This window comes from Streptomyces sp. NPDC088747, from assembly GCF_044751025.1.
Classification (GTDB): Bacteria; Actinomycetota; Actinomycetes; order Streptomycetales; family Streptomycetaceae; genus Streptomyces.
This window is the reverse complement of the sequence record NZ_JBIVKZ010000022.1, coordinates 1-25937: the sequence shown is the minus strand read 5'-3', so window position 1 is coordinate 25937 and position 25937 is coordinate 1. Positions and strand designations below refer to the sequence as shown.

At 71.9% G+C, this 25937-nt stretch carries 22 protein-coding genes; 13 read left to right on the top strand and 9 right to left on the bottom strand.

The features are described from left to right. Positions 1-20 precede the first annotated feature (20 nt). Positions 21-2966, top strand: coding sequence for an NACHT domain-containing protein (locus ACIP79_RS36940; protein WP_401230917.1), 2946 nt, complete (start codon positions 21-23; stop codon positions 2964-2966). Here ACIP79_RS36940 and mtnK read toward each other — a convergent pair. The 4 genes from mtnK to ACIP79_RS36920 all read right to left on the bottom strand — a co-directional run bounded on the left by mtnK (position 2934) and on the right by ACIP79_RS36920 (position 7914). Then, a complete protein-coding gene (mtnK, locus tag ACIP79_RS36935; protein WP_401230914.1) occupies positions 2934-4094 on the bottom strand; it encodes an S-methyl-5-thioribose kinase in 1161 nt (386 codons plus the stop codon). The genes ACIP79_RS36940 and mtnK overlap by 33 nt on opposite strands. Positions 4095-4105: 11 nt before the next feature. After that, on the bottom strand, positions 4106-5149 hold the full coding sequence (locus ACIP79_RS36930; RefSeq protein ID WP_401230911.1) for an ABC transporter permease: 1044 nt from the start codon (positions 5147-5149) through the stop codon (positions 4106-4108). Between the two features lie 55 nt (positions 5150-5204). Continuing rightward, positions 5205-6680: a sugar ABC transporter ATP-binding protein gene (locus tag ACIP79_RS36925; RefSeq protein ID WP_401231196.1), complete on the bottom strand. Its 1476-nt coding sequence runs from the start codon at positions 6678-6680 to the stop codon at positions 5205-5207. 136 nt (positions 6681-6816) lie between these two features. Further along, a complete protein-coding gene (locus ACIP79_RS36920) occupies positions 6817-7914 on the bottom strand; it encodes a substrate-binding domain-containing protein (RefSeq protein ID WP_401230908.1) in 1098 nt (365 codons plus the stop codon). 614 nt (positions 7915-8528) lie between these two features. On the opposite strand from ACIP79_RS36920, the gene ACIP79_RS36915 reads away from it, so the two are divergent. Genes ACIP79_RS36915 through mtnB form a run of 3 tightly spaced genes read left to right on the top strand, consistent with a single transcriptional unit; the run spans position 8529 to position 10449 of the window. Beyond that, positions 8529-9128 (top strand): acireductone dioxygenase, encoded by a 600-nt coding sequence (locus tag ACIP79_RS36915; protein ID WP_383683040.1) that lies wholly within the window; start codon positions 8529-8531, stop codon positions 9126-9128. Beyond that, the gene (mtnC, locus tag ACIP79_RS36910; RefSeq protein WP_401230904.1) at positions 9125-9844 is read left to right on the top strand and encodes an acireductone synthase; all 720 of its coding nucleotides are present in this window, start codon (positions 9125-9127) and stop codon (positions 9842-9844) included. The genes ACIP79_RS36915 and mtnC overlap by 4 nt, the downstream gene beginning before the upstream one ends. Next, positions 9841-10449, top strand: a complete 609-nt coding sequence (gene mtnB, locus ACIP79_RS36905; RefSeq protein ID WP_401230901.1) for a methylthioribulose 1-phosphate dehydratase — start codon at positions 9841-9843, stop codon at positions 10447-10449. Before mtnC ends, mtnB begins: the two co-directional genes overlap by 4 nt. A 433-nt stretch (positions 10450-10882) precedes the next feature. Here the strand turns inward: mtnB and mtnA are convergent, their stop codons facing one another. Continuing rightward, a complete protein-coding gene (gene mtnA / locus ACIP79_RS36900) occupies positions 10883-11914 on the bottom strand; it encodes an S-methyl-5-thioribose-1-phosphate isomerase (protein WP_401230898.1) in 1032 nt (343 codons plus the stop codon). Positions 11915-12218: 304 nt separating this feature from the next. Between mtnA and ACIP79_RS36895 the strand changes: the two genes are divergently transcribed. From ACIP79_RS36895 to ACIP79_RS36860, 8 genes are all read left to right on the top strand, one after another. Next, on the top strand, positions 12219-13268 hold the full coding sequence (locus tag ACIP79_RS36895) for a BMP family ABC transporter substrate-binding protein (RefSeq protein ID WP_401230895.1): 1050 nt from the start codon (positions 12219-12221) through the stop codon (positions 13266-13268). After that, positions 13249-14799, top strand: a complete 1551-nt coding sequence (locus tag ACIP79_RS36890; protein ID WP_401230892.1) for an ABC transporter ATP-binding protein — start codon at positions 13249-13251, stop codon at positions 14797-14799. The genes ACIP79_RS36895 and ACIP79_RS36890 overlap by 20 nt, the downstream gene beginning before the upstream one ends. A 1-nt stretch (position 14800) precedes the next feature. After that, positions 14801-15925, top strand: coding sequence for an ABC transporter permease (locus ACIP79_RS36885; protein WP_401230889.1), 1125 nt, complete (start codon positions 14801-14803; stop codon positions 15923-15925). Beyond that, entirely contained in the window at positions 15925-16800 is an 876-nt protein-coding gene (locus tag ACIP79_RS36880) for an ABC transporter permease (protein ID WP_401230886.1), read from the top strand. The genes ACIP79_RS36885 and ACIP79_RS36880 overlap by 1 nt, the downstream gene beginning before the upstream one ends. Then, a complete protein-coding gene (locus ACIP79_RS36875; RefSeq protein ID WP_401230883.1) occupies positions 16797-17558 on the top strand; it encodes a purine-nucleoside phosphorylase in 762 nt (253 codons plus the stop codon). Before ACIP79_RS36880 ends, ACIP79_RS36875 begins: the two co-directional genes overlap by 4 nt. Next, positions 17555-18856 (top strand): amidohydrolase, encoded by a 1302-nt coding sequence (locus ACIP79_RS36870; protein ID WP_401230881.1) that lies wholly within the window; start codon positions 17555-17557, stop codon positions 18854-18856. The genes ACIP79_RS36875 and ACIP79_RS36870 overlap by 4 nt, the downstream gene beginning before the upstream one ends. Before the next feature lie 123 nt (positions 18857-18979). After that, the gene (locus ACIP79_RS36865; RefSeq protein ID WP_401230878.1) at positions 18980-19651 is read left to right on the top strand and encodes a FadR/GntR family transcriptional regulator; all 672 of its coding nucleotides are present in this window, start codon (positions 18980-18982) and stop codon (positions 19649-19651) included. A 226-nt stretch (positions 19652-19877) separates the two neighbouring features. Next, on the top strand, positions 19878-21011 hold the full coding sequence (locus ACIP79_RS36860) for a PAC2 family protein (RefSeq protein ID WP_401230876.1): 1134 nt from the start codon (positions 19878-19880) through the stop codon (positions 21009-21011). A gap of 103 nt (positions 21012-21114) precedes the next feature. Here ACIP79_RS36860 and mshC read toward each other — a convergent pair whose 3' ends face one another. From mshC to ACIP79_RS36840, 4 genes are all read right to left on the bottom strand, one after another. Beyond that, positions 21115-22344 (bottom strand): cysteine--1-D-myo-inosityl 2-amino-2-deoxy-alpha-D-glucopyranoside ligase, encoded by a 1230-nt coding sequence (gene mshC / locus ACIP79_RS36855; protein ID WP_383683066.1) that lies wholly within the window; start codon positions 22342-22344, stop codon positions 21115-21117. A 130-nt stretch (positions 22345-22474) separates the two neighbouring features. Then, on the bottom strand, positions 22475-23293 hold the full coding sequence (locus ACIP79_RS36850) for an SCO1664 family protein (protein WP_401230871.1): 819 nt from the start codon (positions 23291-23293) through the stop codon (positions 22475-22477). Then, complete coding sequence (locus ACIP79_RS36845; RefSeq protein WP_383683071.1) at positions 23257-23847, bottom strand: DUF3090 domain-containing protein; 591 nt, start codon at positions 23845-23847, stop codon at positions 23257-23259. Before ACIP79_RS36845 ends, ACIP79_RS36850 begins: the two co-directional genes overlap by 37 nt. A gap of 132 nt (positions 23848-23979) precedes the next feature. After that, positions 23980-24666 (bottom strand): histidine phosphatase family protein, encoded by a 687-nt coding sequence (locus ACIP79_RS36840; RefSeq protein WP_401230868.1) that lies wholly within the window; start codon positions 24664-24666, stop codon positions 23980-23982. Between the two features lie 98 nt (positions 24667-24764). Here ACIP79_RS36840 and corA point away from each other — a divergent pair, with 98 nt between their 5' ends. Next, positions 24765-25763 carry a magnesium/cobalt transporter CorA gene (corA, locus tag ACIP79_RS36835; protein WP_401230865.1) on the top strand — a complete coding sequence of 333 codons (999 nt, stop codon included), beginning with the start codon at positions 24765-24767 and terminating at the stop codon, positions 25761-25763. Positions 25764-25937 lie beyond the last annotated feature (174 nt).

Here is a 25937-nt window from a genome sequence, read left to right as displayed (position 1 = left end):
GCAGAGGGAGATCGCGCGTGATGAGCGGCTGGTGGCGGAATGCGCGCACGCGGCGACGCGCGGTCTTCGGGGTGTGCGGCACGGCGCTCGTTGCGCTCGCCGTCGTACTCCACGACTCCCGGGACAAGAACACCGCGGGTGTGCTCGTCTCCGTGATCGCGGCCGTGGTGTCGGTCGCCGCGTTCCTCGCCGACGCGCTGCGTGACGGCGCCGAGCCGCAGCGGCCCGCCGAGGACGTACGGCGGCAGACGGCCGACGCGCTGGCCTTGGCGGTACGGGAGCAGTGGGCGGCCGAGTCCCGGCTGCGCAGGCTCCAGGATCCGGGGCCGCTGGAGGTGTGCTGGGCCCCGGCCGACCGGTGGCTCGTGGACCACCCGGAGAACATCCGGCCCGGTGTGCCCCTCCCCGCGCCCCGGAACGCCGGCCCCTGGGCCGACGGCATCGCGGGCGCCTTCGCGGCCCTGCCGCGCCGGCGGCTGGTGGTGCTCGGCGGTCCCGGCTCGGGCAAGAGCGTGCTGGCCCTGCGATTCACCCTCGGACAACTGGCCGTACGCGAACCCGGCGGGCCCGTCCCGGTCATCTTCCCGCTGGCGAGCTGGGATCCGCGGGGCAGCCGGCTGCGCGACTGGCTCGCCGAGCGCCTCGCCGCCGACCACCGGCTGCTGGCCGCGTCCGCCGACGGCCGGCCCACCCTGGCCCGCGCCCTGCTCGACACCGGGCTGATCCTTCCCGTCCTCGACGGCTTCGACGAACTGCCCCGGTCGGCGTACGCGGAGGCCGTACGGCACATCAACTCCGAACTCGACGACGACCTCCCGCTGCTGCTCACCAGCCGCACCGAGGCCTGGGCCGCCACGGTGCGCGCGGGCGACGTGCTGACCGCCGCCGAGGTCGTCGAACTGCTGCCGCTGGACGAGGAGCAGGCCGGTTCCTACCTGGAGCGGACGGCCCGCCCCGGGGCCCGCGACGGCGCTCATGGCGAGACGGTGTGGACACCGGTGCTGCGCCGCCTCGCGCGGGAACCCGGTCCGCTGGCCGACGTGCTGAGGGTCCCCCTGATGGTGGCGCTGGCCCGCACCGTGTACGGCGACACCTCGCGCGACCCGGTCGAACTCCTCGACCCGGGCCGCTTCCCGACGGCCGGGGACATCGAGGAGCACCTGCTGGACGCGTTCGTGCCCGCCGCCTTCGCGGACTGCGGGCCCGAACGGGGAGCCGAGGCACGGCGCCGGCTCGCGCTGCTGGCCAGGAACCTGGAGCGGCGCGGCACGGGCCGGCTCGCCTGGTGGGAGCTCGACTCGGCACTGCCGGGGCTGGTACGGGCGTACGCCACCGGTCTGGTGGCTCTCGCCGCGACCCTCGCGATCCTCCCGGCCGTCGCGCTGGCCCGCGCCTCCGACCACGGGGCCGGGGCCCAGGACTCCGCGTCGGTCCTCGTCGCCATGGCGGGCCAGACCCTCGGATACGCGTTCGGGGCCGCCTTCCTGCTGCCCAGGCGGAGGGGTCCGCTCGGCCGGCGGGACTCCCTGTCCAAGCGGCTGGTCATCACCACGGTGGTCGCCACGGCTCTGTGGACCGGCTTCGCGCTCACCGACGACCTGCGGTTCGGCTTCCGCTTCGGCGCCGTCACCGACGGTCTGCTGCCCGACCTGTTCGGCAGCTGCCTCTTCGCGCTGCTGCTGACCATGTTCTTCGGAGTCGCCGGGCTGCCCCGCCGGCCGGTGCCGCTGGGTCTGCCCTGGACGGGACACCAGGGCCGCGCCACGGTCCTGGTCTGCGGGGCCGTGCTGCTGGCGTGCGGGGTGGACCTGGTGGGGGCCGTGCTCCTGGGAGTGGCCGTCACCCAGTGGACCGCGCTCGCCGGAGCCATGTGCGCGGTGGCCGGCACCGCCCTGCTGCTGGGCGGTACGCGGCGGGCCGTGCGGGACAGCCCGTCCCTTCCCGGCAGAAGCCGGATCTCCCGCGACTTCACGGCGGGGCTGGCGCGCGGGCTGGCGGCCACGCTGCTCATCGGCGTGGTCGCGAGTTCGGTCGCGGGGACGGCCGCCGTCGCGGTGACCGTCCTCAAGTCCGGTACCCGGGTGGATCTCGACGGACAGCGCATCGGCGAGTGGCGGTTCCTGGAACGGAACGGGCTCAGGACGGCGACCACGCACCGCCGGCTGAAGGGCACGCTGCTGGTACCGGACCGCGGAAAGCTCGCGGTCGCCTATCCGGCCGGTACGACGCCGCCGAGCTGTGAGATCCCGCTGCTTCCCGGGCGCAGGTGCGCCGCGTTCAGCTCCTGGCACACGGTGTTCGAGTCCCGCGCGGGTTCGGTGACGGTGCGCCTCACCCCGGGCGACACCACGGCGCCGGGGGCGGACAGGAGGGCGTACGCGGCGAACATGCGGTCCGTGCTGCCGGAACCGGCCCGTGCCTGGCTCACCGACGGACCGGTGCTGGGACTCGTCGCGCGCTGTCTGCCGCCGATCCTCGCCTCGGGGCTGCTGGTCGGTCTGGTCGGCGGGTGCGTCTGCGGTGTCTACCGGGCGCTGAGCGCGCCGTCCGACGTCGTGCGTGCCGCGGGGCCCCGCAGCACGCTGCGCACCGACCGGACCGCGTCCCTGGCGCGCGGCGGCATCGCGGCCCTGCTCGCCGCGGTCGTCTGTCTCCCCGTCGTCCTGCTGTCCCACGACTGGGGCGGAGTCGCCACCGCCGGGGCACAGTTGTGGGTTCCGGTCGGCGCCACCGCGCTGGCGCTGAGCGCCTGGGGCCGCTTCCTGGTCACCCGCGTCTGGCTGGCCGCGACGGGGCGCGCTCCCTGGCGGCTGATGGCCTTCCTCGACGAGGCCCACCGGCGGGGCGTGCTGCGCCAGTCGGGGGCGTACTACGAGTTCCGCCACCAGCGGCTGCAACGGCGGCTCGCCGGTGCCGTGCCCGCGGGCGCTTCCTCAGTGGAGGAGCGCCTCGACGTCCTCGGGTGAGGTCAGCTCCGCACGCCTGAGAATCAGTTCACGCCCGAGCAGCAGGGACCGCCGGGACGCGGGCACCGGATCCGGCAGCGTCGTCAGGTCGGTGAGGTGGGCGAAGCCGATGACGCGGCGGACGATCTCCGTGCCGGCGAAACCGACCGACTCCGTGAAGACGCGGGCCAGAAAGCGGTCGAGGTAGGCGTCGTCGAAGAAGGTGTCGACGCGGCCTCGCCAGAGGCGGCGGAACTCGGCCTCGAACGCCTCCCAGGAGAGCCGGAGTTGGTCCGCGTGGTCGCTCTCGGTCCCCAGGGCGGCGGCACGCACCCGGGACACGAGCGTGTTGGCCCAGTACAGGCCGAGGTCGAAACCGATCGGCCCGACGAAGGAGAACTCGGGGTCGAAGACCCGTACCACCGGGGCGCCTTCGCGCACCCCGACCATGACGCTGCCGGTGTGCAGGTCGCCGTGGAGCAGGGCCTGGGCGCTCGTCATGAAGACATGGCGGAGCTCCGCGACCTCGGTGCGCAACCGGATGTCGGCACGGAACTCGGCGGCGAGGTCGTCGAGTTCGGGGAGCCAGTGGTTGTGCTCGTGCTCGATGTACGGCTCGGAGAGGACGACGTCCTCGGTGATCTCGCACAGCTCGGGGCTGACGGAGGCGGCGATCAGCGCCTTGCGGTCGGCGGAGGCCAGGCCGAAGTCGCTGGTGGTGAAGGAGAGCTGGGCGACGAACTCGCCGATCCTCGCGGAGGTTTCGGGGCCGTACGGCGCGCCCTCGTTGAGGACCGTGCGCAGGACCTCCAGGTCGGACATGTCCTCCATGACGAGCGCGTAGTTCTCCGGGTCGTAGCCGTGGATCACCGGGATCTTGTCCGGGGCGACGGCGGCGACCCGCTCGTAGGCGCGGGCCTCCGCGTCGGCGCGTTCGGGGCTCATCGGCCAGGAGGGTCCGGCGACCCGGACCCAGGGCAGCGCCTGCTTGACGGCGAGGCTGCGGGTCCCGTCCTTGGAGGTGGCGAGGAAGACGCGGTTCATGTTGCCGTCGGAGACCTCGCGGACCTCGGGGTCGGTGAGGTCCCAGTGGCCGCGCTCGCGCAGGTAGCCGGCGACGTCCTCGGTCTCCAGGATGCGGTAGCCCATCGTGAACTCCCTTATGCGGTGCGGCGCTTGGACAGGGTGAAACTGAAGACCAGGGCGAGGATGAGGACCGCGCCCTCGACGACGTCCTGGGTGTAGTACGGCAGGCCCTTGATGGTCAGGCCGGTGGTGATGATGCCGATCAGGACGGCGCCGAGTGCCGTGCCCCAGACGTTCGGGCGGCCCCGGCCGAGGACGGAGGTGCCGACCAGCGCCACCGCGACGGCCTCCAGGAGCTGGGAGGTACCGGCCGAGACGTCGCCCTGGCCGATCCGGGCGGCCAGGATCAGGCCGCCGATGGAGGCCAGCACGCCGGAGAGGACGTACGCCAGGGCCCGGTAGGCGCCGACGCGGATGCCGGCTAGGCGCGCCGCCTCGGGGTTGGCGCCGATCGCGTAGAGGACCCGGCCCCAGCGGGTGCGGGCCAGGAACACCCAGGCGATCACCGTCAGTCCGCCGAAGATCAGCACGGAGACGGGTATGCCGAGGAAGGTGCCGCGGTCGATGCGCAGGAAGCCCTCGGTGAACCTGCCGGGGGCGGTGGTGCCGTCGGACTGCGTCATGCCGGGGGTGATGGACTGGCCGTCGACCAGGATGAGTTTGGTGCCCTGGATCACGAACATGGTGCCGAGCGTGGCGAGCATGTCGGGGATCTTGAGGACGACGATCAGCAGGGCGTTCAGCAGCCCGGCCAGGGCGCCCGCCGCGATGACCGCGAGGATCGCGACCACGCCGACCTGGTTGTAGGAGACCATCGTCTTGGCGGCGACCGTCACGCCGAGTCCGGCCACCGCGCCTACCGACATGTCCATCCCGCCCACCGCCATGGTGAGCGTGACGCCGAGTCCGAGGATCGCGGCGACGGAGACGTACCTGAGGGTGTCCAGGAGTGTCGCCGAGTCGCGGAAGGACGGCTCGCTGATCGCGAAGTACGCGAAGAGCGTGACGGTGACGAAGATGAAGCCGTACTTGATGACGGCGCTCTGGACCCGCGGGCCGGCGGCGGCGAGCGGCGAGGGGGCGGCCGTCTTCGTGGGGACGCTCTGTGTGGTGGTCATGGCGTACTTCCTGGTGTGACCGGAATCGGGCGGACGCCGACGGCTGTGCCCGGCATCAGAGGGACGCCGAGATGGACTGGATCACGCGGTCGCGCTCCGCGTCCTCGCCGTACGCGTCGAGGCGGATCTCGCCCGCGGCGAGGACGACGACCCGGTCGGCGACCTCCAGGATCTCGTCGACGTCGGCGGACAGGACGAGGACCGCGGCGCCTTCGGCGGCCAGGGCGCGGGCGCGGCGGCCGATGTCACGGCGCGCTCCGATGTCCACACCCCGGAACGGCTCGTCCAGGATGAGGACACGGGGGGTCTCGGCGAGCCAGCGGCCCACCACGACCTTCTGCTGGTTGCCGCCGGACAGTTCCTCCACGGTGCTGTGCTCGTCGCGGGCGACGACACCGAGCCGCTCGATGGTGGCGCGGCCGAGGGCGTCCTCCCTGCCGCGGCTCACGAGCCCGGCCGTGGAGAGGGACTTGAGGAACGGCAGCGAGATGTTCTGCGCCAGCGACCAGCCGGGCACCAGGGCGTCCGCGTGCCGGTCCTCCGGTACGAGGTGTACGCCGCTGCCGATGGCGTCGGCGGGGCGGCGCGGCGCGTACGGCCTGCCGTTCAGCTCGACCGCTCCGCCGGTGAAGCGGTCGGCGCCGAACAGTCCGCGGGCGAGTTCCGTCTTGCCCGCCCCCAGCAGGCCGACCACGCCGGTGACTTCGCCGGACCGGATGTCGAGGTCCTGGGGCGTGCGGCCGGCCAGGAGCGGGACTCCGCGCAGCGAGAGCACCACCTCGCCCTGCTGCCCGAGGCGCTGGGGGCGGGCGCTCGTCGCCTCGTGGGCCTGGGCGAGCATGGCGCGCAGGGCGCTGTCCCAGTCGAAGGGCCTGACCTGGTCCTCCGTGAGACGGCCGTCCCGCAGGACGACCAGGCGGTCGGCGAGCGCGTCGATCTCGCCGAGCCGGTGGGAGACGTACAGGACCGCGATGCCCTCCGCGCGCATCCGTCCGACGAGCGCGAAGAGGCGCTCAGCCTCGGTGGCGGAGAGCGCGGAGGTCGGCTCGTCGAGGATCAGCAGCCGGGGGCGGGTGGCGAGGGCGCGGGCCAGGATGAGCAACTGGCGGTCGGAGATGCCGAGTTCGGTGACATCGCGCCTCAGGACGGTGTCGCTCCAGCCCAGATCGAGGGCGGACTGGATCTCGCGGGCGCGGGCGAGCAGCCTGCGCCCGTTCAGGAAGGGGTTGCCCCGGCTCTGGGCGAGCTCCTCGAAGACCAGGTTCTCGGCGACCGTGAGGCCGGGCACGATGCCCTCGCTGATCCGCTGGTGCACGGTCTGGATGCCCAACTGGCGTGCGGCGAGCGGGGAGTTGAGCGCGGCGGTCTCACCGTTCACGCTCACCTCCCCGCCGTGGTCGGTGTGCACGCCGGACAGGATCTTGATCAGCGTGGACTTGCCGGCGCCGTTCGCGCCGAGCAGCGCGACGACGCTGCCCGGCGCGATGTCCAGCGAGACCGACTCCAGGACCGTCCTGCCGCCGAAGGCCATGCTGACCTCACGGAGGCGCACGGCGGCGCCGGCGGTACCGGCGGTACCGGTTCGGCTGTCGGCGCCGGTGGAACCGGAAGGGCCGCCGGTGCCGTCCGGCCCGGCAGAGCCGCCGGTTCCGGTACCGGAAGGACTGTCAGTGGGCGACATTGGCGATCCAGTCCGCCGTGCTCACCTTGGACAGGTTCAGCGCGGGCAGCGCCGCGCGGAGCTGGTCCATGTTGGCGATCTTCTTCTCGCGCAGGAAGTCCTGGGTGATGGCGACGGCCGGGAACTCGACCGAGGTCTTGTTCAGTTGGCCGGCGAGCTCCAGGGCGGTGGTGCGGACGACGGCGGCGCCGACCGCCGACGGGTCGGTGCCCGCGGTGGCGACCCACGGGCTGTCCGCGGCGGTCATGTTCTGGATGTCGGCGTTGGAGACGTCCGCGCCGAAGACCTTCACCTTGTCCTGGAGCTTCTTGTTCTGGACGGCGAGGACGGTGCCCTTGGCCAGCTCGTCGTACGGGGCGAAGACGCCGGTCACGTCCGAGTGCTGGGTGAGCGCGGCGGAGACGAGGGGGACGTTGTCGGTGGCCGTGGAGTCGGTGACCTTGCCCACCTTGAACGCCTGCTGCCAGCCGTTGGCGTCGGCGGTCTTCTTCCACACGCTGTCGCGCTTGTCGAGTGCGGCGTATCCGGCGACGTTGACGTAGCCGACCTTGGCGTCCTTGCCGAGCTCCGTGCCCATCACGTCGAGGACGGCCTGCGCCATGCTGGCGTCGTCCTGCTTGGTGCTGACGACCGACTTGTTGGTCTGCTCGACGTCGTAGACGACGACCTTGATGCCCTTCTTCACCGCCTTGTCGATCTCCGGCTGGATGGTGGCCGGGAAGCCGTGGTCGACGATGATCGCCTGCGCGCCGGAGTTGATGGCCGAGGACAGGTCGGTGGCCTGCTTGGCGTTGTCGGCCTGGGCGTCGTACACGGTCAGGTCGATGCCGAGGGCCTTGGCCTGCGCCTTGGCGCCGTTGCCCCACTGCTCGAAGTAGTCGCCGGCGCCGCTCTGCCGGACCAGGGCCACCTTGACCCCGCCCTTGCTGAAGGGCGCGGGCTTCGTGCCGGTCGCGGCGGAGGCCGGGGCGGCCTTGTCGCCGGTGCTCTCCGAGGCGTTCGTGGACTGGGAGCAGCCCGCGAGAAGGAGGGCCGAGACGGAGGCCAGCGAGAGGGCGGCGAGGGGGACACGGATACGGGACACGAGGGCTCCAGAGGGCGGTGCGAGGGAGGGTGGCGAGGAGGAGGGGAAGTGCCGGTCCGGAGCGCCGGAGGGAGAAATCACGCCACGGCCGCGCGGGCGTGGTACCTCCTCCTCATCCGACTCGTACGTCCCGTACGAGGGGAGGGAGGCCCTTCCTCACGGGAGTGCCGTGCGGGGCGCGGGCGTTGAGGCTCCGGGACAGGTCAGCGACAGCTGGCTGTGGTCGACCGGAGCAAGTCCACGTACAGCCGCCTTACGAGCAGCAGCGTCTTCATAGGCGAATCATGTGAACGTTTCCAGCCAGGCGTCAAAGCCGTGGACAACCTTTCTCAATAGTTGAGACAACAACTTCGTCACACTCGGCCGACCGCCCGCCTGGAGTTACCATCTCGGGACCGGCACCCGAACCCGGGACAGTGAGGCTCCGATGACGACACCACGCGCGACAGCGATGCGACGCTGTACCGGCGCGGCGTGTCGCGGCTGACGACCGGCCCCACACCCCCCGTCCGCCCACCGCGCCCGGGTGTGCCGCGCCCCCTGTTTCCTCCCCTCCCCCGTCCGGATGCCTGTCCAGCATTCGGACATCCCTCCCAGTCCCTGGAGTTGCTCCCATGACCCTGCTGACGACCTGGCCCGAGTCCGGCTCGGAGACGGTGGTGCGCCGTACGTCCGACCCCGTCGAGATCGCCGCCGCGCTCGCGCCGATAGGGGTGCGCTACGAGCAGTGGCCGATCCGCGAGGACGTGCCCGCCGACGCCGACAGCGACACCGTGTTCGCCGCCTACGGCCAGGAGATCGAGAAGCTGAACGCCGAGGAGGGCTTCACCACGGTCGACGTGCTCGGCCTGCACCCGAGCGAGGACCCCGAGTACCCGGTGAAGGCGAAGGCCGCGCGCGAGAAGTTCCTCCAGGAGCACACGCACGACGACGATGACGAGGTGCGCTTCTTCGTCTCGGGGTCCGGGATCTTCTACCTGCACGTGAACGGCGAGGTGCACGCCGTGTACTGCGAGAAGGGCGACCTGCTCGGGGTGCCGCGCGGCACGACCCACTGGTTCGACATGGGCACGAGGCCCGCCTTCACCGCGATCCGCTTCTTCCACGAGGAGGACGGCTGGATCGGCAGCTTCACCGGCTCCCCCATCGCGTCCCGCTTCCCGGACTACGACACGATCGACGCCGGGTACGCGAAGGACAAGGCCGCCGCGTGACCCAGCACTTCGACATCGACTCCGTGGTGCTCGACATCGAGGGCACCACGAGCGCCACGGGGTTCGTCGTTGACGTGCTCTACCCGTACTCGCGCTCTCGTTTCGGAGCGGTGCTCTCGGAACGGAGCGGTGATCCGGACGTGGTCCGGGCCCTCGCGCAGGTACGTGAGCTGATCGGCGAGCCAGACGCCGACGCCGTACGCGTCGAGAAGGCCCTCGGCGAGTGGCTCGACGAGGACCGCAAGGCGACCCCCCTGAAAACCCTCCAGGGCCTCATCTGGGCCGAGGGCTTCGCGCGCGGCGACCTCGTCTCGCACTTCTACGACGACGTCGTCCCGGCGCTGCGCCGCTGGCACGCGGCGGGCGTCCGCCTGCACGTGTACTCGTCCGGCTCCGTGGCCGCGCAACGCGCCTGGTTCCGGGCCGCCCCCGAGGGCGATCTGCTGCCGCTCGTCGAGGGCTTGTACGACACGGAGAACGCGGGACCCAAGCAGGAACCGGAGTCGTACGCGACGATCGCGGCCGATCTGGGCGAGGCCCCGGGCCGGATCCTCTTCCTCTCCGACCGGCCCGGCGAACTGGACGCGGCGCGTGCCGCGGGCTGGCGGGCCGTGGGCGTACGCCGCCCCGGAGAGCCGTACTACGAACAGGGCGTCGGCGATCACCCCGAGGCGGGGACGTTCGACGAGATCACCATCGCGAGGAGCACCGCATGACCGTCGAGACCTCAGCACTGGACCTGGAGGAGGCGGGCGCGGTGCTGGCCGCCGAGTCGGCCCGTTTCGCCTCCTTCGGCTGGATGCGCGGCACGTCGGGGAACCTGTCGGTGGTCCTGTCCCGTGACCCGCTCCGCCTCGCGGTGACGGCGAGTGGGCACGACAAGGGTGAACTGACCCCCGCCGACGTGGTGTTGGTGGACGGAGCGGGCGCGGCGGTGTCGGGCGGCAGGCCGTCGGCCGAGGCCGAGCTGCATGCCCGGGTGGCCGCGCTGACCGGTGCCGGCGCCGTCGTGCACGTCCACACGGTGGCGTCCGTGGCGATGGGCCGCCGCGAACCCGGCGGCATCGCCTTCAAGGACATCGAGATGCTCAAGGGCATCGGCCAGCCCGCGCATGACGTCGAGGTGACCCTCCCCGTCATCGCCAACAGCCAGGACATGAAGGTGCTGGGCGACCGGCTGGAGGCGGCCCGGGATCCCCGGATGCCGGCCGTCGTCGTCGCCGGTCACGGCCTCTACGTCTGGGGCGCCGATCCCCGCCAGGCCCGCCACCACGCCGAAGTGGTCGAGTGGCTCCTCGAGTTGGAGCTGTCCCAGCGCTGAACCGACACGAAGCCGCGCTCCGGCGACAGCACCGGAGCGCGGCTTCTCGCGCGCTGATGGCAGTGGGCGGGTCAGGGGGTGTGTTCGGATCAGGCCGGATGAGGCCGCGGCGGCTGGTGCGGTGCATCGCAAGGCGGAGCGTCATCCGCGTACCGGGCGTACTCGGGTGATGCGACAACGCGGCGAGGTGCCGTGCCAGGCGCCGCGGACCCGGGCTGATCCAAACGACACCCCTCGGGCCTGTCTGACAGTTCCCGTCGTCGCCCGGAGGGCGGCCTCGCGGCGTCAGGTGCGTGCTCTGGGGGTCCCCCCGGCCGGAGGCTGGGGGAGGGCCGGGCGTGGACCCTCGTACTGGACGTACTTGGGTCTGCGCCCGGTGCGGCGAGAGTGCGTGCATGGCGTCGCGGGGCAGACGGGAATTGTCAGACAGGCCCTACCTCAGGTGCTCCCCCGGCAGCTCTCCCGCCGCCACCTCCAGTACTCCGCGCTCGGTGACCAGCCCGGTCACCAGCCGCCCTGGCGTGACGTCGAACGCCGGGTTGTGCCCGCGGGACGCGGTGGGAGCGGTCCGTATCCCGGACCACTCCAACACCTCTTCCTCGCCCCGGAGTTCGATGTGGATGTCGTCGCCCGAGGGGGTCGACAGGTCCACGGTCGTGGTGGGGGCGGCCACCAGGAACGGCACGCCGGCGTAGGCGCAGGCCAGTGCGACGCCCACGGTGCCGACCTTGTTGGCGGTGTCGCCGTTCGCGGCGATGCGGTCGGCACCCACTATCGCCGCGTCGACCTCGCCGCGCAGGATCGTGCCCGCGGCGGCGCCGTCGGCCTGGACATAGTGCGGTATGCCTTCCTGGACCAACTCCCAGGCGGTCAGGCGGGATCCCTGGAGCAGGGGGCGCGTCTCGTCGGCGTACACGACCTCGACGAGGCCGCGCGCGTGCAGTTCGCGTATGACGCCGAGGGCCGTGCCCCAGCCCGCGGTGGCGAGCGCGCCGGTGTTGCAGTGGGTCAGGACCCGGAGCGGACGGCCCACGTCGGTGCGCTTCAGGAGCCAGTCGGCGCCGAACGCGCCCATCGCCCGGTTCGCCTCGACGTCCTCGCGCTGGACGGCGGCGGCCTCCGCGAGGACCGCCTCCAGCCCTTCGTCGAACCGGGTCAGCACGCGGTCGACGCAGACCATGAGGTTGACGGCGGTGGGCCGGGCGTCCCGGACTCGGGCGATCTCGGCGAGCACCCGCGTGCGGTCCCAGCCCTCCCGCTCCCCCTGGAGCAGCGCGATCGCGACGCCGTACGCCCCGGCCGCCCCGATGGCCGGCGCGCCCCGGACGACGAGCCTCTTGATCGCGTCCACCAGACCGTCCACATCGCGGACTTCGCGGGTCTCCGTGCGGTGCGGAAGCACGGTCTGGTCGATGAGGGCGAGGCTGCTTCCGGTCCAGTCGACAGCGCGCAGTTCCTGGGGCATAACGGGGCACTCCTGAAGTTCCGACAGTGCGCGACACCGTACATGACCTGTGCGAACCACAGTTCGAGACAGTCGGGCAGGTGTCCGGAAACCGGTGTTACAGTCCAGCTCCCGCAGGCCCGAGACCGTCGCGAAGGAGGGATCCATGCTGCTCACCAGGCGTCGCTTCCTCGACTTCGGCCGGTGCGCCGCCAACGGCTGTTGTAGCTGACCCGCAGTTCAGCTCCCGCCGTGACTGTCACGTGTCACCTCCTCCGCGCTCCCGCACAGCGTGCCCTGCCGCACCCTCCGGAAGGTCATCCCGATGTACCGCAGAAACCGCCGCTCCCTCCAGTTCGCCGCTCTCGCGGCGGGCACCGCACTGCTCGCCACGGCCTGCAACGCGGCGGCCAAGGACAGCGCGTCCGACAGCTCAGCGAGCAGCGGCAGGTCCTTCACGCTCGTCACCCCCGACCCCGTGGGGCAGAACGAGTTCCTGAAGCTGGCGGTCTCCGGTGTGGAGGCGGCGGCCAAGGCGCACGACGGAACCCAGAAGGTGTACCAGTCCTCGGACACCGCGTCCGAGCAGCAGAACGTGGCCGCCGCCGTGGAGGCCGAGCCCGACGTCATCGTGCTGGTCGGCTTCGAGTTCGCCGACCTGGTCGCGCAGCAGGCCGAGGCCCACCCGAAGCAGCAGTTCCTGATGGTCGACGCGTGCACGACGAAGACGTACGCGAACGTGAGTTGCGCGACGTTCCGTGAGCACGAGGGCGTGTACCTGGCGGGCGCCGAGGCCGGACTGCTCAGCGAGAGCGGCAAGGTCGGCGCGGTGGACGTCCTGGACACGCCCCAGTTCCGGCGCTACAGCGACCCGTTCGCGGCCGGTGCCAAGAAGGTCGCTCCCAAGACCAGCGCCTCGACGCGGTTCGTCGGCGGCCAGTCCCCGTTCGACGACTCCGCCCGCGCCAAGGAGCAGGCGAACGCCCTCCTCGCCAAGGGCACCGACCAGATCATGGCGGCGGCAGCGGCCGGCAACTACGGCGTCTTCGAGGCGGCGAAGGCCAAGGGCGCCTACGCGTACGGCGTCGACGTCAACCAGTGCACCTCCGCGCCGGGCACGGTCGTCGACAACGTCATCAAGAAGACGGACGTCGCGGTGGAGGAGGGCGTCAAGCAGGTCCTCGACGGCAACACCGGCAAGACGATCTCGTACGGCCTCAAGGAGGGCGGCATCAGCCTCACCGGCCTGGAGTCCGGCGTCGACACCTCCAAGTGCGTGATCGCCGACCACAAGGACGTCCTGACGAAGGTCGAGGCGCTGCGCGACCAGATCGTGTCCGGAGAGCTGAAGGTCGATGACCCCGCAGCCGGTTGAGAGCGGTCCCGTCACGGCGCAGGCCGAGGTCGTCGTCGAACTCCGGGGAATCACCAAGCGGTTCCCCGGCACGCTCGCCAACGACGCCGTCGACCTGACGGTCCGGCGCGGCGAGATCCACGCCCTGATGGGTGAGAACGGCGCGGGCAAGTCCACCCTGATGTCCGTCCTGTACGGGATGGAACGGCCCGACGCCGGTTCGGTGCTGATCGAGGGGCGTGAGGTGTCCTTCGCGGATCCCGGCGCCGCGATGGCCGCCGGGCTCGGCATGGTGCACCAGAGCTTCAAGCTGTTCGACTCGCTGACCGTCGCCGAGAACGTCGTGTTCGCCGCCGAGCCGCGCCGCTTCGGCCTTGTCGACCGGGCGGCGGCGCGGCGGCGAGTGCGCGAACTCGCCGAGGAGCACGGCCTCGCCGTGGACCCGGACGCCCGGGTCGGTGACCTGCCGGTCGGCCTTCGGCAGCGCGTGGAGATCCTGAAGCTGCTGCACCGCGGCGCCCGTACGCTCATCCTCGACGAGCCGACCGCGGTGCTCACCCCGGCCGAGGCCGACGCACTGTTCGCGGTACTCAAGTCGCTCACCGCGCAGGGCCGTACGGTGATCCTTGTCACGCACAAGCTGCGCGAGGTCCTCGAAGGCAGCGACAACGTCACGGTGTTGCGCGACGGCCGGGTCGTCGCCGGGCTGCGCACCGCCGCGACGAGCGCCGACGAGATCGCCGCGGCGATGACGGGCCGCGCGGTCGACCTGGACCGCGTGCACGCCACGGGCACCCCGGGTGACGTGGTACTGGAGGTGTCGGGTCTCGGCACGGCCGCCGTGCGTGACGTCCAACTCACCGTCCGCGCGGGCGAGATCGTCGGGATCGCGGGGGTCGCGGGCAACGGGCAGAGCGAGCTGATCGAGGCGCTGGCCGGGCTGCGGCCGGTCACCGACGGCCGAGTGACCCTGCGCGGGCAGGACATCACGCACGCCTCGGCGACCGAACGGCGCGCCCGGGGCCTGGCCTATGTGCCCGAGGACCGGCACGCGGTCGGTACCGCGCCGGCCGCGTCCGTCGCCGACAACCTCGCAATGGGCCACCACCGCACGTCGCTGTCCGCACGGTACGGACTGCTGGCGCCCTCGGCCGTACGGGATCACGCACGGCGTCTCGTCGAGCGCTTCGGCATCAAGGCGTCCTCGCCCGAGGTGGCCGCCTCCGCACTGTCCGGCGGCAACCTCCAGAAGCTGCTGATCGGCCGCGAACTGGCGCACGACGCACCGCTGTTGCTCGTGGAGCAGCCGACCCGGGGCGTCGACATCGGCGCCATCCAGAACATCCACGACGAACTGGTCGCCTATCGCGACGCCGGCCACGCCGTGCTGCTCGTCTCGGCCGAGCTGAGCGAGATCCGCGGGCTCGCGGACCGCGTGCTCGTGATGTACGAGGGCCGCGTGACGGCGACGTACACCAGGGACGAGGCGGACGAGCGGACGCTGGGCCTGGCGATGGCGGGCGGCACCTCGTCGGCGAAGGCCGGAGACTGACATGGCCCAGACCGAAACAGAGGGACCCGAGAAGGCCCGGACCGCGGAGGCCCGGACCGCGGAGGCCTCCCGGAGAACCGGGCTTTCCCGCGTCGCCGGTGCCCTCCGCTCCCCCGTCACCTTCTCCGTCCTCGCCGGAGTCGTCATCGGCGCGCTCTTCCTGGTGGGCACCGGCGCCGATCCGGTCACCGCCTACGGCGCCGTCATCAGCGGCTCCCTCGGCGCCGACGGCATCGGCTCGACGCTGAGCACCACCACCAGCGTGCTCGGCATGGCCCTCGCGCTGGCGATCCCGCTGCGCGCCGGGCTCATCAACCTGGGCGGCGACGGGCAGTTGGTGCTCGGCGGCATCGCGGCGGCGGTCACCGGCCTCTACTCGCCGCTGCCCGCCCCGCTCACCGTCGTCCTCGCGCTGCTCGCCGGCATGGCGGCGGGCGCCGGGTACGCGGCCCTGGCCGCGCTCTGCGAGAACCACCTCGGCGTACCGCTCCTGGTGAGCAGCCTGCTGCTCAGCTACCCGGCGTCCTCGCTCGCCTCCTACCTGGTGCGCTATCCGCTCAAGGAACCCGGCTCCAGCCTTCCCCAGACCCGTCAACTCCCGGACGGCGTGGCCCTGCCCGCCTTCGGCGACACCACCGTGACGGTCGGCCTGCTGCTGATCGTGGCCGCCGCGGCGGCGTACTGGTTCGCGGACTCCCGTACGGCGGTGGGGTACGAGATCCGGATGACCGGCCTCAACTCCCGCTTCGCCGCGTACGCGGGCGTCGAGCGCAAGGGTCTGACGCTCCGGCTGATGGCCGTGTCGGGCTCGCTCGCCGGACTCGTGGGCGCCATCGGGGTGTTGAGCTTCCCGTACCGCTTCCTCGACGGCGCGCTCACCGCCCCCGGATACACCTGGACGGGCCTGACGGCCGCGCTGCTCGCGGCGGCGGGCCCGCTGGGCACGGTCCTGGCCTCGTTCTTCTTCGCCGTACTTGAGGTCGGCGGGCTCTCCATGGAACGCACGACCGAGGTGCCGCGCGAACTCACGCAGGTGCTCCAGGCCATCGTCATCGTGTTCCTGGCCGCCCGGCTGACCTTCCCGGACAAGTGGCTGCGCCGGTTCCGGCGGAAGGAGGCCGTGTGATGTTCTTCGACTCCGATCTCCTCATGTCCGCGCTGCGGGCACTCACCCCGATCCTGCTGGCGGCGCTGGGCGGCGCCGTCTGCGAACGCGCGGGTGTCTTCAACATCGGCCTCGAAGGCATGATGCTGATGGGCTGCTTCACCGCCGTCACCACCAGCTGGTTCACCGGCAGCCCCTGGCTCGGCGTCCTCGCCGCCGCGCTCGCCGCCGCCGCGTACTCGCTGATCCTCGCCGTCGGCACGGTGACCCTGCGCGGCGACGCGGTGGTGCTGGGCATCGCCATGAACCTCCTCGCCGTGGGTCTGACCAGCTTCCTGCTGCGTACGGTCTTCGGCGTACAGGGCACTTTTGACGATCCGTCACTCGCCGGGCTGCCACTGGTCGGTGGCTTCTCGCCGCTCGCCTACCTGGCGTGGGCCTCGGTCGGTGTCGCCGCGCTGATGCTGTCCCGGCACGTGTGGGGACTCAGGCTGCGCGGGGTCGGCGAGGCACCCGAGGCGGCGGCCACTCTCGGGGTGAGCCCGGCGAGGTACCGGTACGCGGCCGTGCTCGTCTCCGGCGTGCTGTGCGGCCTGGCCGGGGCCCAACTCGCGCTCGGCAACGTCACGTTGTTCTCCGAAAACATGACGGCGGGGCGCGGCTGGATCGCCGTCGTCGCGGTGATGCTCGGCCGCGCGCTGCCCCTCGGTGTGCTGCTCGCCGCGCTGCTCTTCGGCCTCGCGGAGGCCGCGGGCTTCCGTCTCCAGGGCCTCGGTCTGCCGCAGCAGGCGACCGACGCCGCGCCGTACGTCGTCACGCTCGGCGCCCTCTTCCTCACGACGGCCCACCGCCGTCGCCGTACCCGCCCCACCGAACCCGCCGGAGCCGCCACATGACCCAGGACCTGCTGCCCGTCACCCGCATACCGCGCACAGGCCTCGCGCCGTACGCCCTCGTCGTCGGCGACCCGGCCCGCGCGGCGGCCGTCGCCGCACTGCTCGACGCCGCCGAGGAAGTGTCGTACCACCGCGAGTACCGTGTGTTCAGCGGGAGTTGGAAGGGTCTGCCGGTCACCGTCGCCTCGCACGGGGTGGGCGCGCCCGGCGCGATCCTGCTCTTCCAGGAGCTGGCCGACGCGGGCGTCACGACCTTCCTGCGCTTCGGCACGGCCGGGTCGATGCGTCCCGGTATCGGCGACGGGGACCTCGTCATCGCGGAGGCGGCCGTACGGGACGACGGTGTGACGCAGCAGTTGCTGCCGCCGGAGTACCCGGCGGTGTCCGCCCCCGAGGCGGTCCTCGCACTCCAGCGCGCGGCCCGCGCGGCCGGCGCCCCGCACCACCGTGGCCTCGTGTGGACCCGGGCGGCGTTCCAGCCCGGACTGATCCCGCTCAACGCCTACGACAACGCGGGCCTCGCAGCGATCGAGATGGAGCTGTCCGCGCTGCTGGTCACCGCCTCCCTGCGCGGTCTCGTGGCGGGCGGGGTGCTCGTCGTCGACGGCGCGAACGCGGACGAACTGGTCGACGAGGAGAGCACCGGCGGCTACGACCCGCACCGCGACGTCGTGGCGGAGGGTGTGGAGCGGGGCGCGGTGGTGTCCCTGGAGGCATTGCGGCTGCTGGCCGAGGAGCACGCGGAGCCGACGGCATGAGCGAGCCGGCCGACCTGCTGGTCGAGGGCGGGGACGTACTGACCGTCGACCAGGCCGGGACCTTCGTACGGTCCGGCACGGTCGCCGTCCGGGACGGCGAGATCCTCGCGGTCGGGCCCGCCGCGGAACTCCGCGAGCGGTACGCGGCCACGGACACCCTGGACGCGAGCGGCTGCCTCGTGCTGCCGGGACTCGTCAACACCCATACCCACCTGGCGATGACGCTGCTGCGCGGCCGGGCCGACGACGTCACCCTCCAGGGATTCCTGGAGCGGGTACTGCGCTGGGAAGCGGAGTTGCTGTCGCCGAAGAACGTCGCGGCGGCCGTCCGGGTCGCGGTCGCCGAGAGCGTACGGGCCGGGGTGACCTCCGCGCTCGACATGTACTGGTTCCACGAGGCCGCCGAGCGGGCGGCGCGTGAGGCGGGCTGGCGGCTGCACACCGGGCCGACCTTCATGGACGTCCCCGGCCCCGCGGACGGCATCGCGTACGAGGACCGGCTGGAGTGGGCACGCCGCGACCTGGCCGACCGAGTGACGGCCCGGCCGGGTGCCCGGCCGGTCCTGTTCGCGCACTCGACGTACACGCTCTCGCCCGCCCAGCTCGTCGAGATCGCAGCGCTGGCAAGGGAGTTCGGCGCGCTGCTGCACATCCACGCGGCGGAGAACGCCACCGAGGTCGCCACCGTCGAGGTCGCCCACGGCAGGCGCCCGGTGGAGCTGCTCGACTCGCTCGGACTGCTCGGCCCCGACCTGCTGCTCGCCCACGCGGTGGATCTGACCGGCCCCGAGATCGCGGCCCTGGCCCGCACCGGCACGTCGGTCGCGCACTGCCCGGTCTCCAACCTCAAGCTCGGCTGCGGGATCGCGCCGGTTCCGCGGCTGCTCAGCGCCGGGGTGACCGTCGGCCTCGGCACGGACGGCGCGGTCAGCTCCAACACCCTGGACATGCTGGGTGCCGTGCGGCAGGCGGCCCTCGTCCACAAGGCGGCCGGGGATCCCACCGCGGTCGGTGCCGAACAGGCCGTGCGGATGGCCACGATCGAGGGCGCCCGCGCGCTGGGCCTCGGCGACCACCTGGGTTCGCTGGAGGCCGGCAAGCGCGCCGACCTGATCGTGCTCGACCTCGCCGCGCCGCATCTGCGGCCCCTGCACGACCCCTGGTCCACGCTCGCCTACGCCGCCCACTGCGCGGACGTACGGGACACGGTCGTCGACGGCAGGATCCTGATGCGGGACCGCGCGCTCACCACCCTGGACGAGGCCGGCGCGCTGGCGGACCTGGAGGCCCTCGCCTGAGCCGACAGGGGATTCCGGCCCCTGTTCAGCCCGCTGACCCACATAATGGGCCGAGACATCGGATCTCTGAACGGATGCCCTGGCGACATCCCGGAAGGCATCGCGAACGACTGGGAGGCCGCCATGGCAGTCACCGACGAGGCGATCGAGAAGATCAAGGGAATGATCGTCTCCGGCTCGCTGCGCCCCGGCGACCGGCTTCCCAAGGAGAGCGAACTCGCCGCGGAACTGGGGCTGTCCCGCAACTCCCTGCGCGAGGCGGTGCGCGCCCTGTCGCTCATCCGCATCCTGGACGTCCGGCAGGGCGACGGCACGTACGTCACCAGCCTGGATCCCCAACTCCTGCTGGAGGCACTGAGCTTCGTCGTCGACTTCCACCGCGACGACACCGTCCTCGAGTTCCTCGCGGTCCGCCGCATCCTGGAGCCGGCCGCCACGGCGATGGCGGCCTCGCGCATCAGCGAACAGCAACTGGACGCGCTGACCGCCCAGTTGGACGTACTGGGCGAAACACCCTCGGTGGAGGAACTCGTCGCCTGCGACCTGGAGTTCCACCGCGGCATCGTGCGCAGCTCCGGGAACTCGGTGCTCTGCTCCCTCCTCGACGGCCTCTCCGGGCCCACCACCAGGGCCCGCGTCTGGCGAGGCCTCACCCAGGAGGACGCGGTCGGCCGCACCCTGCGCGAGCACCGCGCGATCCTCACGGCCCTGCGCGACCGCGACGCGGAGGCGGCCCGGTCGTGGGCGACGGTGCACATCGCGAGCGTGGAACAGTGGCTGCGCTCGACCCTGTGAACCGCCCCTCCGGCCCGGCCGGAAGGGAGTCCCGGTCATCCAGGCGGCCCCCCGGAGCGACTCATCCGATGACCCGAGGATGCCGCCCGGTGACGATCACGCGTGTTTCCGGTGCCCCGGTGGGGCAGTGATCCGTTCACTCCCCCGTGCAAGGGGGCTGCGGAGGCCCCCTTCGCACGCCGTAAGGTTGGGGCGTACGTGAGGGCACGTCGGAAGGAGGCACTGGGTGATCGAGCTCGAGGGGGTTCCCGAGCTGGTCGACCCGGTCATGGTGGCCGCGTTCGAAGGCTGGAACGACGCCGGCGACGCAGCCTCCACCGCGGTCGCGCATCTGGACAAGGAATGGAAGGGCGAGGTGTTCGCGGCGCTGGACGCCGAGGACTACTACGACTTCCAGGTGAACCGCCCCACCGTGTGGCTGGACGGCGGTGTACGCAAGATCACATGGCCGACGACCAGGCTGTCGGTCGTCAGGGTCGGCGGCGAGAAACCGCGTGACCTGGTGCTGGTCCGGGGTATCGAGCCGTCGATGCGATGGCGCTCGTTCTGCAACGAACTGCTCGGCTTCGCGCACGAGCTCGGCGTGGAACTGGTGGTGATCCTGGGCGCCCTGCTCGGTGACACCCCGCACACACGTCCGGTGCCGGTCAGCGGGGTGACGTCCGACGCGGACCTCGCTCGCACCATGGACCTGGAGGAGACCAAGTACGAAGGGCCCACGGGCATCGTCGGCATCCTCCAGGAGGCGTGCACGCACGCGGGCGTACCGGCGGTGTCGCTGTGGGCGGCCGTACCGCACTACGTGTCGCAGCCGCCGAACCCGAAGGCGACACTGGCCCTCCTCAACCGTCTGGAGGACCTGATCGACCTGCGCATTCCGCTGGGCGAACTGCCCGAGGACGCGCGGGCCTGGCAGCTGGGCGTCGACCAGCTGGCCGCCGAGGACAGCGAAGTCGCCGAGTACGTGCAGTCGTTGGAGGAGGCCCGGGACACCGCCGATCTGCCGGAGGCGTCCGGCGAGGCGATCGCCCGTGAGTTCGAGCGCTATCTGCGCAGACGGGACGGCGGCGGTCCGGCCACCCAGCCCGGGGGCCACGCGACCGAGAGCGGCGACGCCGCCTCCTTCCTCCGGGACGGCCCCGCTCCCCGGCCCTGGCCGGGGAAGCCGCAACTGCCGGAAGCGGAACCGGAAGCGGAGTCCGGGCCTGGGCCTGGGCCTGCCGATGAGGGCTCGGACAAGAGCGCCGACGACAAGCCCAAGAAGTCTCCGGGTTCCACGGACTCTCCGGATTCCGCGGGGCCCTCGGGTACCACGGATGCCTCGGGTACCACGGGACCCACGGACCCCTCGGACGACTGACCGCCGAGGACTCCAGGACGACAGCTGAACGGCTGAGGGGCGGTGCGCACAACGCGCACCGCCCCTCAGCAGTTCCCGAGTCCCGCCCGGCGCCGGTCCGTTGCTAGAGGGCCACTCCGAGGAGGGCGTCCACGGCGCGCGACACGACGCCGGGGGCGCCCTCGTCCGTGCCGCCGCGCTCGTGCTGGAGCGCGGCCCAGCGGTCGACCGCGGCGAGCGCGGTCGGCGCGTCCAGGTCGTCCGCGAGGGCGGCCCGGATCTCCTCGACCAGGGCGTCCGCGGACGGCCCGTCCGGGCGGGAGACCGCGGCCCGCCAGTCCTCCAGCCGCGCGAGGGCCTGTTCGAGGACCGAGTCCGTCCACTCCCAGTCGGCCCGGTAGTGGTGCGCGAGCAGCGCGAGCCGGATGGCGGCCGGGTCGACCCCGTCGCGCCGGAGCGTGGAGACGAAGACGAGGTTGCCCTTGGACTTCGACATCTTCTCGCCGTGCAGCGCGACCATGCCGGCGTGGACGTACGCCTTGGCCATGGGGAACTCGCCGGTCAGCACCTGGGCGTGCGAGGCGCCCATCTCGTGGTGCGGGAAAGCGAGGTCGGAGCCGCCGCCCTGGACGTCGAAGCCCATTCCGAGGTGGTCGAGGGCGATGGCGACACACTCGATGTGCCATCCGGGACGGCCCTGCCCGAGCGAGCCGCCGTCCCAGCTGGGCTCACCCTCACGGGCTGCCATCCAGAGCATCGGGTCGAGGGGGTTCTTCTTGCCCGGACGGTCCGGGTCGCCACCGCGCTCGGCGGACAGCAGGCGCATGGCGGCGGCGTCCAGGTTGGAGACCTTGCCGAAGTTCGGATCCGACTCGACGGAGAAGTAGACGTCCCCTTCGAGCTCGTACGCCGCCCCGGCGTCGCGCAGCCGCTCGACGAGCGGAACGATCCCCGGTATCGCCTCGACGGCGCCGATGTAGTGCTTCGGGGGCAGCATCCGCAGGGCGGTCATGTCCTCGCGGAAGAGAGTGGTCTCCTTCTCGGCCAGCGCCGCCCAGTCGACGCCGTCCCGCTCCGCGCGCTCCAGCAACGGATCGTCGACATCGGTCACGTTCTGGACGTAGTGAACCTGCCGCTTGGTGTCGAGCCACACGCGCTGAACGAGGTCGAACGCGTTGTAGGTCGCCGCGTGTCCCAGATGGGTCGCGTCGTACGGCGTGATGCCGCACACATAGATTCGGGCGACGGGACCGGGGTCAAGACGGACGAGCCCCCCGGTCGCGGTGTCGTGGATCCGGAGGTCGCGGCCCTCACCAGGCAGGGCGGGGACATCGGAAGCGGGCCAGGCATACATGCCATGAGCGTAACCGGCCGGAAGTTACGTATACGAACCGGACCAGGTCCGATGGCAGGGAAGGCCTTCTTGCGCGACCCGTGACGATGTGCGCCGGGGTCACCGGGGTCGTGTGCCTCCCCGGGTGCCGTCAGACCGGCGGCCAGGGAATCGCGGGCCACTCCCCGCCCGGTTCCGGATGTTTCCCGGACGCCAGCATCGCCTCGACCCGCGCGCGCGTGGCGTCGAGTTCGGCGGCCGTGACGAGTTCGGCCAGCCGGGTGGCGAGCGGCTCGCCGGGCGCCAGCGCGTCCCGCAGGCCGGCCAGTACGGAGAGCGCCTCGTCGGTCAGCGACTCCCCCGCCCAGCCCCACAGCAGGGTCCGCAGTTTGTTCTCGGTGTTGAAGGTGACGCCGTGGTCGATGCCGTACAGCCGTCCCTCGCCGCCGGGCAGCAGATGGCCGCCCTTGCGGTCCGCGTTGTTGATCACGGCGTCGAGGACGGCGAGTTTCCGCAGCCGCGCGTCGTCGGCGTGCACGAGCAGCGCCGTCTTCCCCTCCTCGACCTCGGCGAACCCGATCGCCTTCCAGCCTTCCGCCGGCTCCTCGGCGTCCACCAGGGCCAGCAGTTCCGCGTCGGGCGCCGCCTCGATCCAGAGCTGGCACATACCCTCGCCGTACGGCCCGTCGCGCAGCACGGTGGTCGGCACGAGCCCCCATCCCGTCGCCTGGGACACCTCGTACGCGGCGACCTCGCGGCGCGCCAGGTTCCCGTCCGGGAAGTCCCACAGGGGCTGCTCCCCGGCGACGGGCTTGTAGACGCAGAACGCTTCCCGGCCCTCGTAGGACACGGAGCAGTAGAGCACCGCGTTCGAGGCCTCGCGGATGCGTCCGCGCACCTTCAGCTCGCCCTTGGCGAGCAGCTCGGCCGTGGTCACGCTCCGCGGCGGTATCCGTTCTGGCGCGGACATACGTGTCCTTCCGGGTCGAGCGGGAGGCTGCACAGCGGGCAGGGCGGCCGGCCCGCGTTGACGACGTCGAGGGCTCGCTTGGCGAAGGCACGGGCCTGCGCGCCGGTGAGGCGGACCCGGAGCATCGGCGGGCCGTTCTCCTCGTCCTGGAGCAGTCGCTCCTCGGCGTCGGCGAGGTCCTCCTCTGAGTCCGCGTCGAGCTCCACGAGGGCCTGCGCCTCGACGATCATGCGCTGCTCGTCGCCGTCCCAGGCCAGCGCCATGGTGCCGACCCGGAACTCCTCCTCGACGGGGGCGTCGAGGGGAGCGGTGTCGGACACCTCGGTGGGGGCCACGGCCGGGACGGGCGCGCTGCCCCCCGTACGCCGTACGACCTCGTCGAGGAGCTCGTCCATCCGCTCGGCGAGCGCCGCCACCTGCGTCTTCTCCAGAGCCACGCTGGTCACCCGGGGGCCCGAGGTGGCCTGCAGGAAGAAGGTACGGCGCCCGGGCAACCCGACCGTACCGGCCACGAAACGGTCCGGGGGGTCGTAGAGGAACACCTGACGGGACACGTCCTGTCTCCATTGATTCGGCATGAGGACCGGCTGACGGCGCGGCCCGCATCGACTGCTGACAACTACGAATGCACTACGGATGACAACTACTGCGCTGCTTCGACCGCTTCACCCTACTGCGGCCGACGATCACGGTGCGCCCGCACCGCCCCCGACCGTGGCGTCACCGCTCGGGGGTTCCTCGCGCGGCGCCAGGGACGCGAAATCACCGGTGTCCCCGAGGCGCACGAGAAAGGGTCGCATTCGTGTGTAGCGGATCGCGGTGATGGAACACGGTTCGACAGAGATCCGCTGGAAGAGGTCAAGATGAAGTCCGAGTGCTTCCGCAACAAGGGATTTGATGATGTCGCCGTGCGAGCACATGAGGTACACGGCGTCGGCGCCGTGATCGCGCTCCACGCGCGCGTTCCACTCGCGTACCGCCTCCGCGGCCCTCGTCTGCATGGACCGCATCGACTCCCCGCCCGGGAAAGCAACCGCCGACGGATGCGTCTGGACGACCTCCATCAACGGCTCGTCCATGAGTTCGGCGAGCTTGCGGCCGGTCCAGTCGCCGTAGTGGGCCTCCCCGATCCGCTCCTCGGTGTGCGCCCGGAGTTCCGGCCGCGCGTCCAGGAGCGGCTGAACGGTCTCCTGGCAGCGTTGCAGGGGGCTTGCGACGACCTCGGAGATCGGCAGCGCCGCGAGCCGTCCGGGCAGTGCGGCGGCCTGCTGGGCGCCCCGCTCGTCCAGGGCGACGCCGGGCGTCCAGCCGGCGAGCAGGCCGGAGGTGTTGGCGGTGGAGCGTCCGTGCCGTACGAGGATCAGAGTGGGCATGCGGCCCAGCGTAAACGGGTGCCACGGGGACCCGGCCGGGGCGGTGGCACCCGGTACCCGGCGTGCGCCCCGGCCACCACGACGGGAGAATACGCTCCGTGATCGTCGACTTCGCCATCTACCGTGACGGGCGCCGGACCGAGGGGCCGGACGACCTCTCCGACGCGCTGGCCGAAGCCCGTGCCGAGGGTGACGCGTTCCTCTGGATCGGGCTGCACGAGCCGACGGAACGGGAGTTCGATCTCGTCACCGACGAGTTCGGGCTGCACCCGCTGGCCGTCGAGGACGCCCTGAAGGCGCACCAGCGTCCCAAGCTGGAGGTGTACGACGATTCACTGTTCGTGGTCCTCAAGCCGGTCGTGTACGAGCCGAAGAGCGACCGGGTCTCCACCGGCGAGGTCATGATCTTCATCGGCGACTCCTTCGTGGTCACCGTCAGGCACGGCGAGGGATCGCCCCTGGCGGCGGTACGGCGTCTCCTGGAGAGCGACCCCGAGCAGCTTCGGCACGGGCCCACGACGGTGCTCTACGCGATCGCCGACGCCGTCGTCGACCACTATCTGGACGTGGCGACCGAACTGGGGACGGACCTGGAGGAGCTGGAGACGGAGGTCTTCTCGCCGAATCTCGGCGGCTCGCGGACGACCGCCTCGCGGATCTACACCTTCAAGCGGCAGGTCCTGGAGTTCCGCAGGGCCACCGTCCCCCTGGCGCTCCCGCTGACCAGGCTCGCGGGCACGGGACCCTACGGGGCGGCCGTGCCCTTCGTGAACGAGCGGGCACAGCCCTTCTTCCGCGACGTCAACGACCACCTGATGCGCGTGAACGAATCCGTCGAGAGTCTGGACCGGCTCGTCTCGGACATCCTCTCGGCGCACCTGGCGCAGATGAGCGTGCGGCAGAACGACGACATGCGGAAGATCTCCGCGTTCGCGGCCATGGCCGCGGTCCCCACCCTGATCGCGGGCATCTACGGCATGAACTTCGACCACATGCCCGAGCTGCACTGGGTGTGGGCGTATCCGGCGGTGATCCTGCTGATGGTGGGGTTGGAGGTCGGCCTGTACGGCAAGTTCAAGCAGCGGGGCTGGCTGTGAACCGGCCTCTTCGGAGGGACCGTCGCTGATCCGGTGCGGTAGTGGGGGGGGGCGCGCCCGGGGGCGCCCCCCACCCCCCCAGCCGGGGGGCGCGGCGGGGGGCCCCCCCCCCCGCCCGGCGCCCCGGGGCGCCGAGGGTGTGCAAACCCGCCCCGCCCCCGACCACCGCCGAAG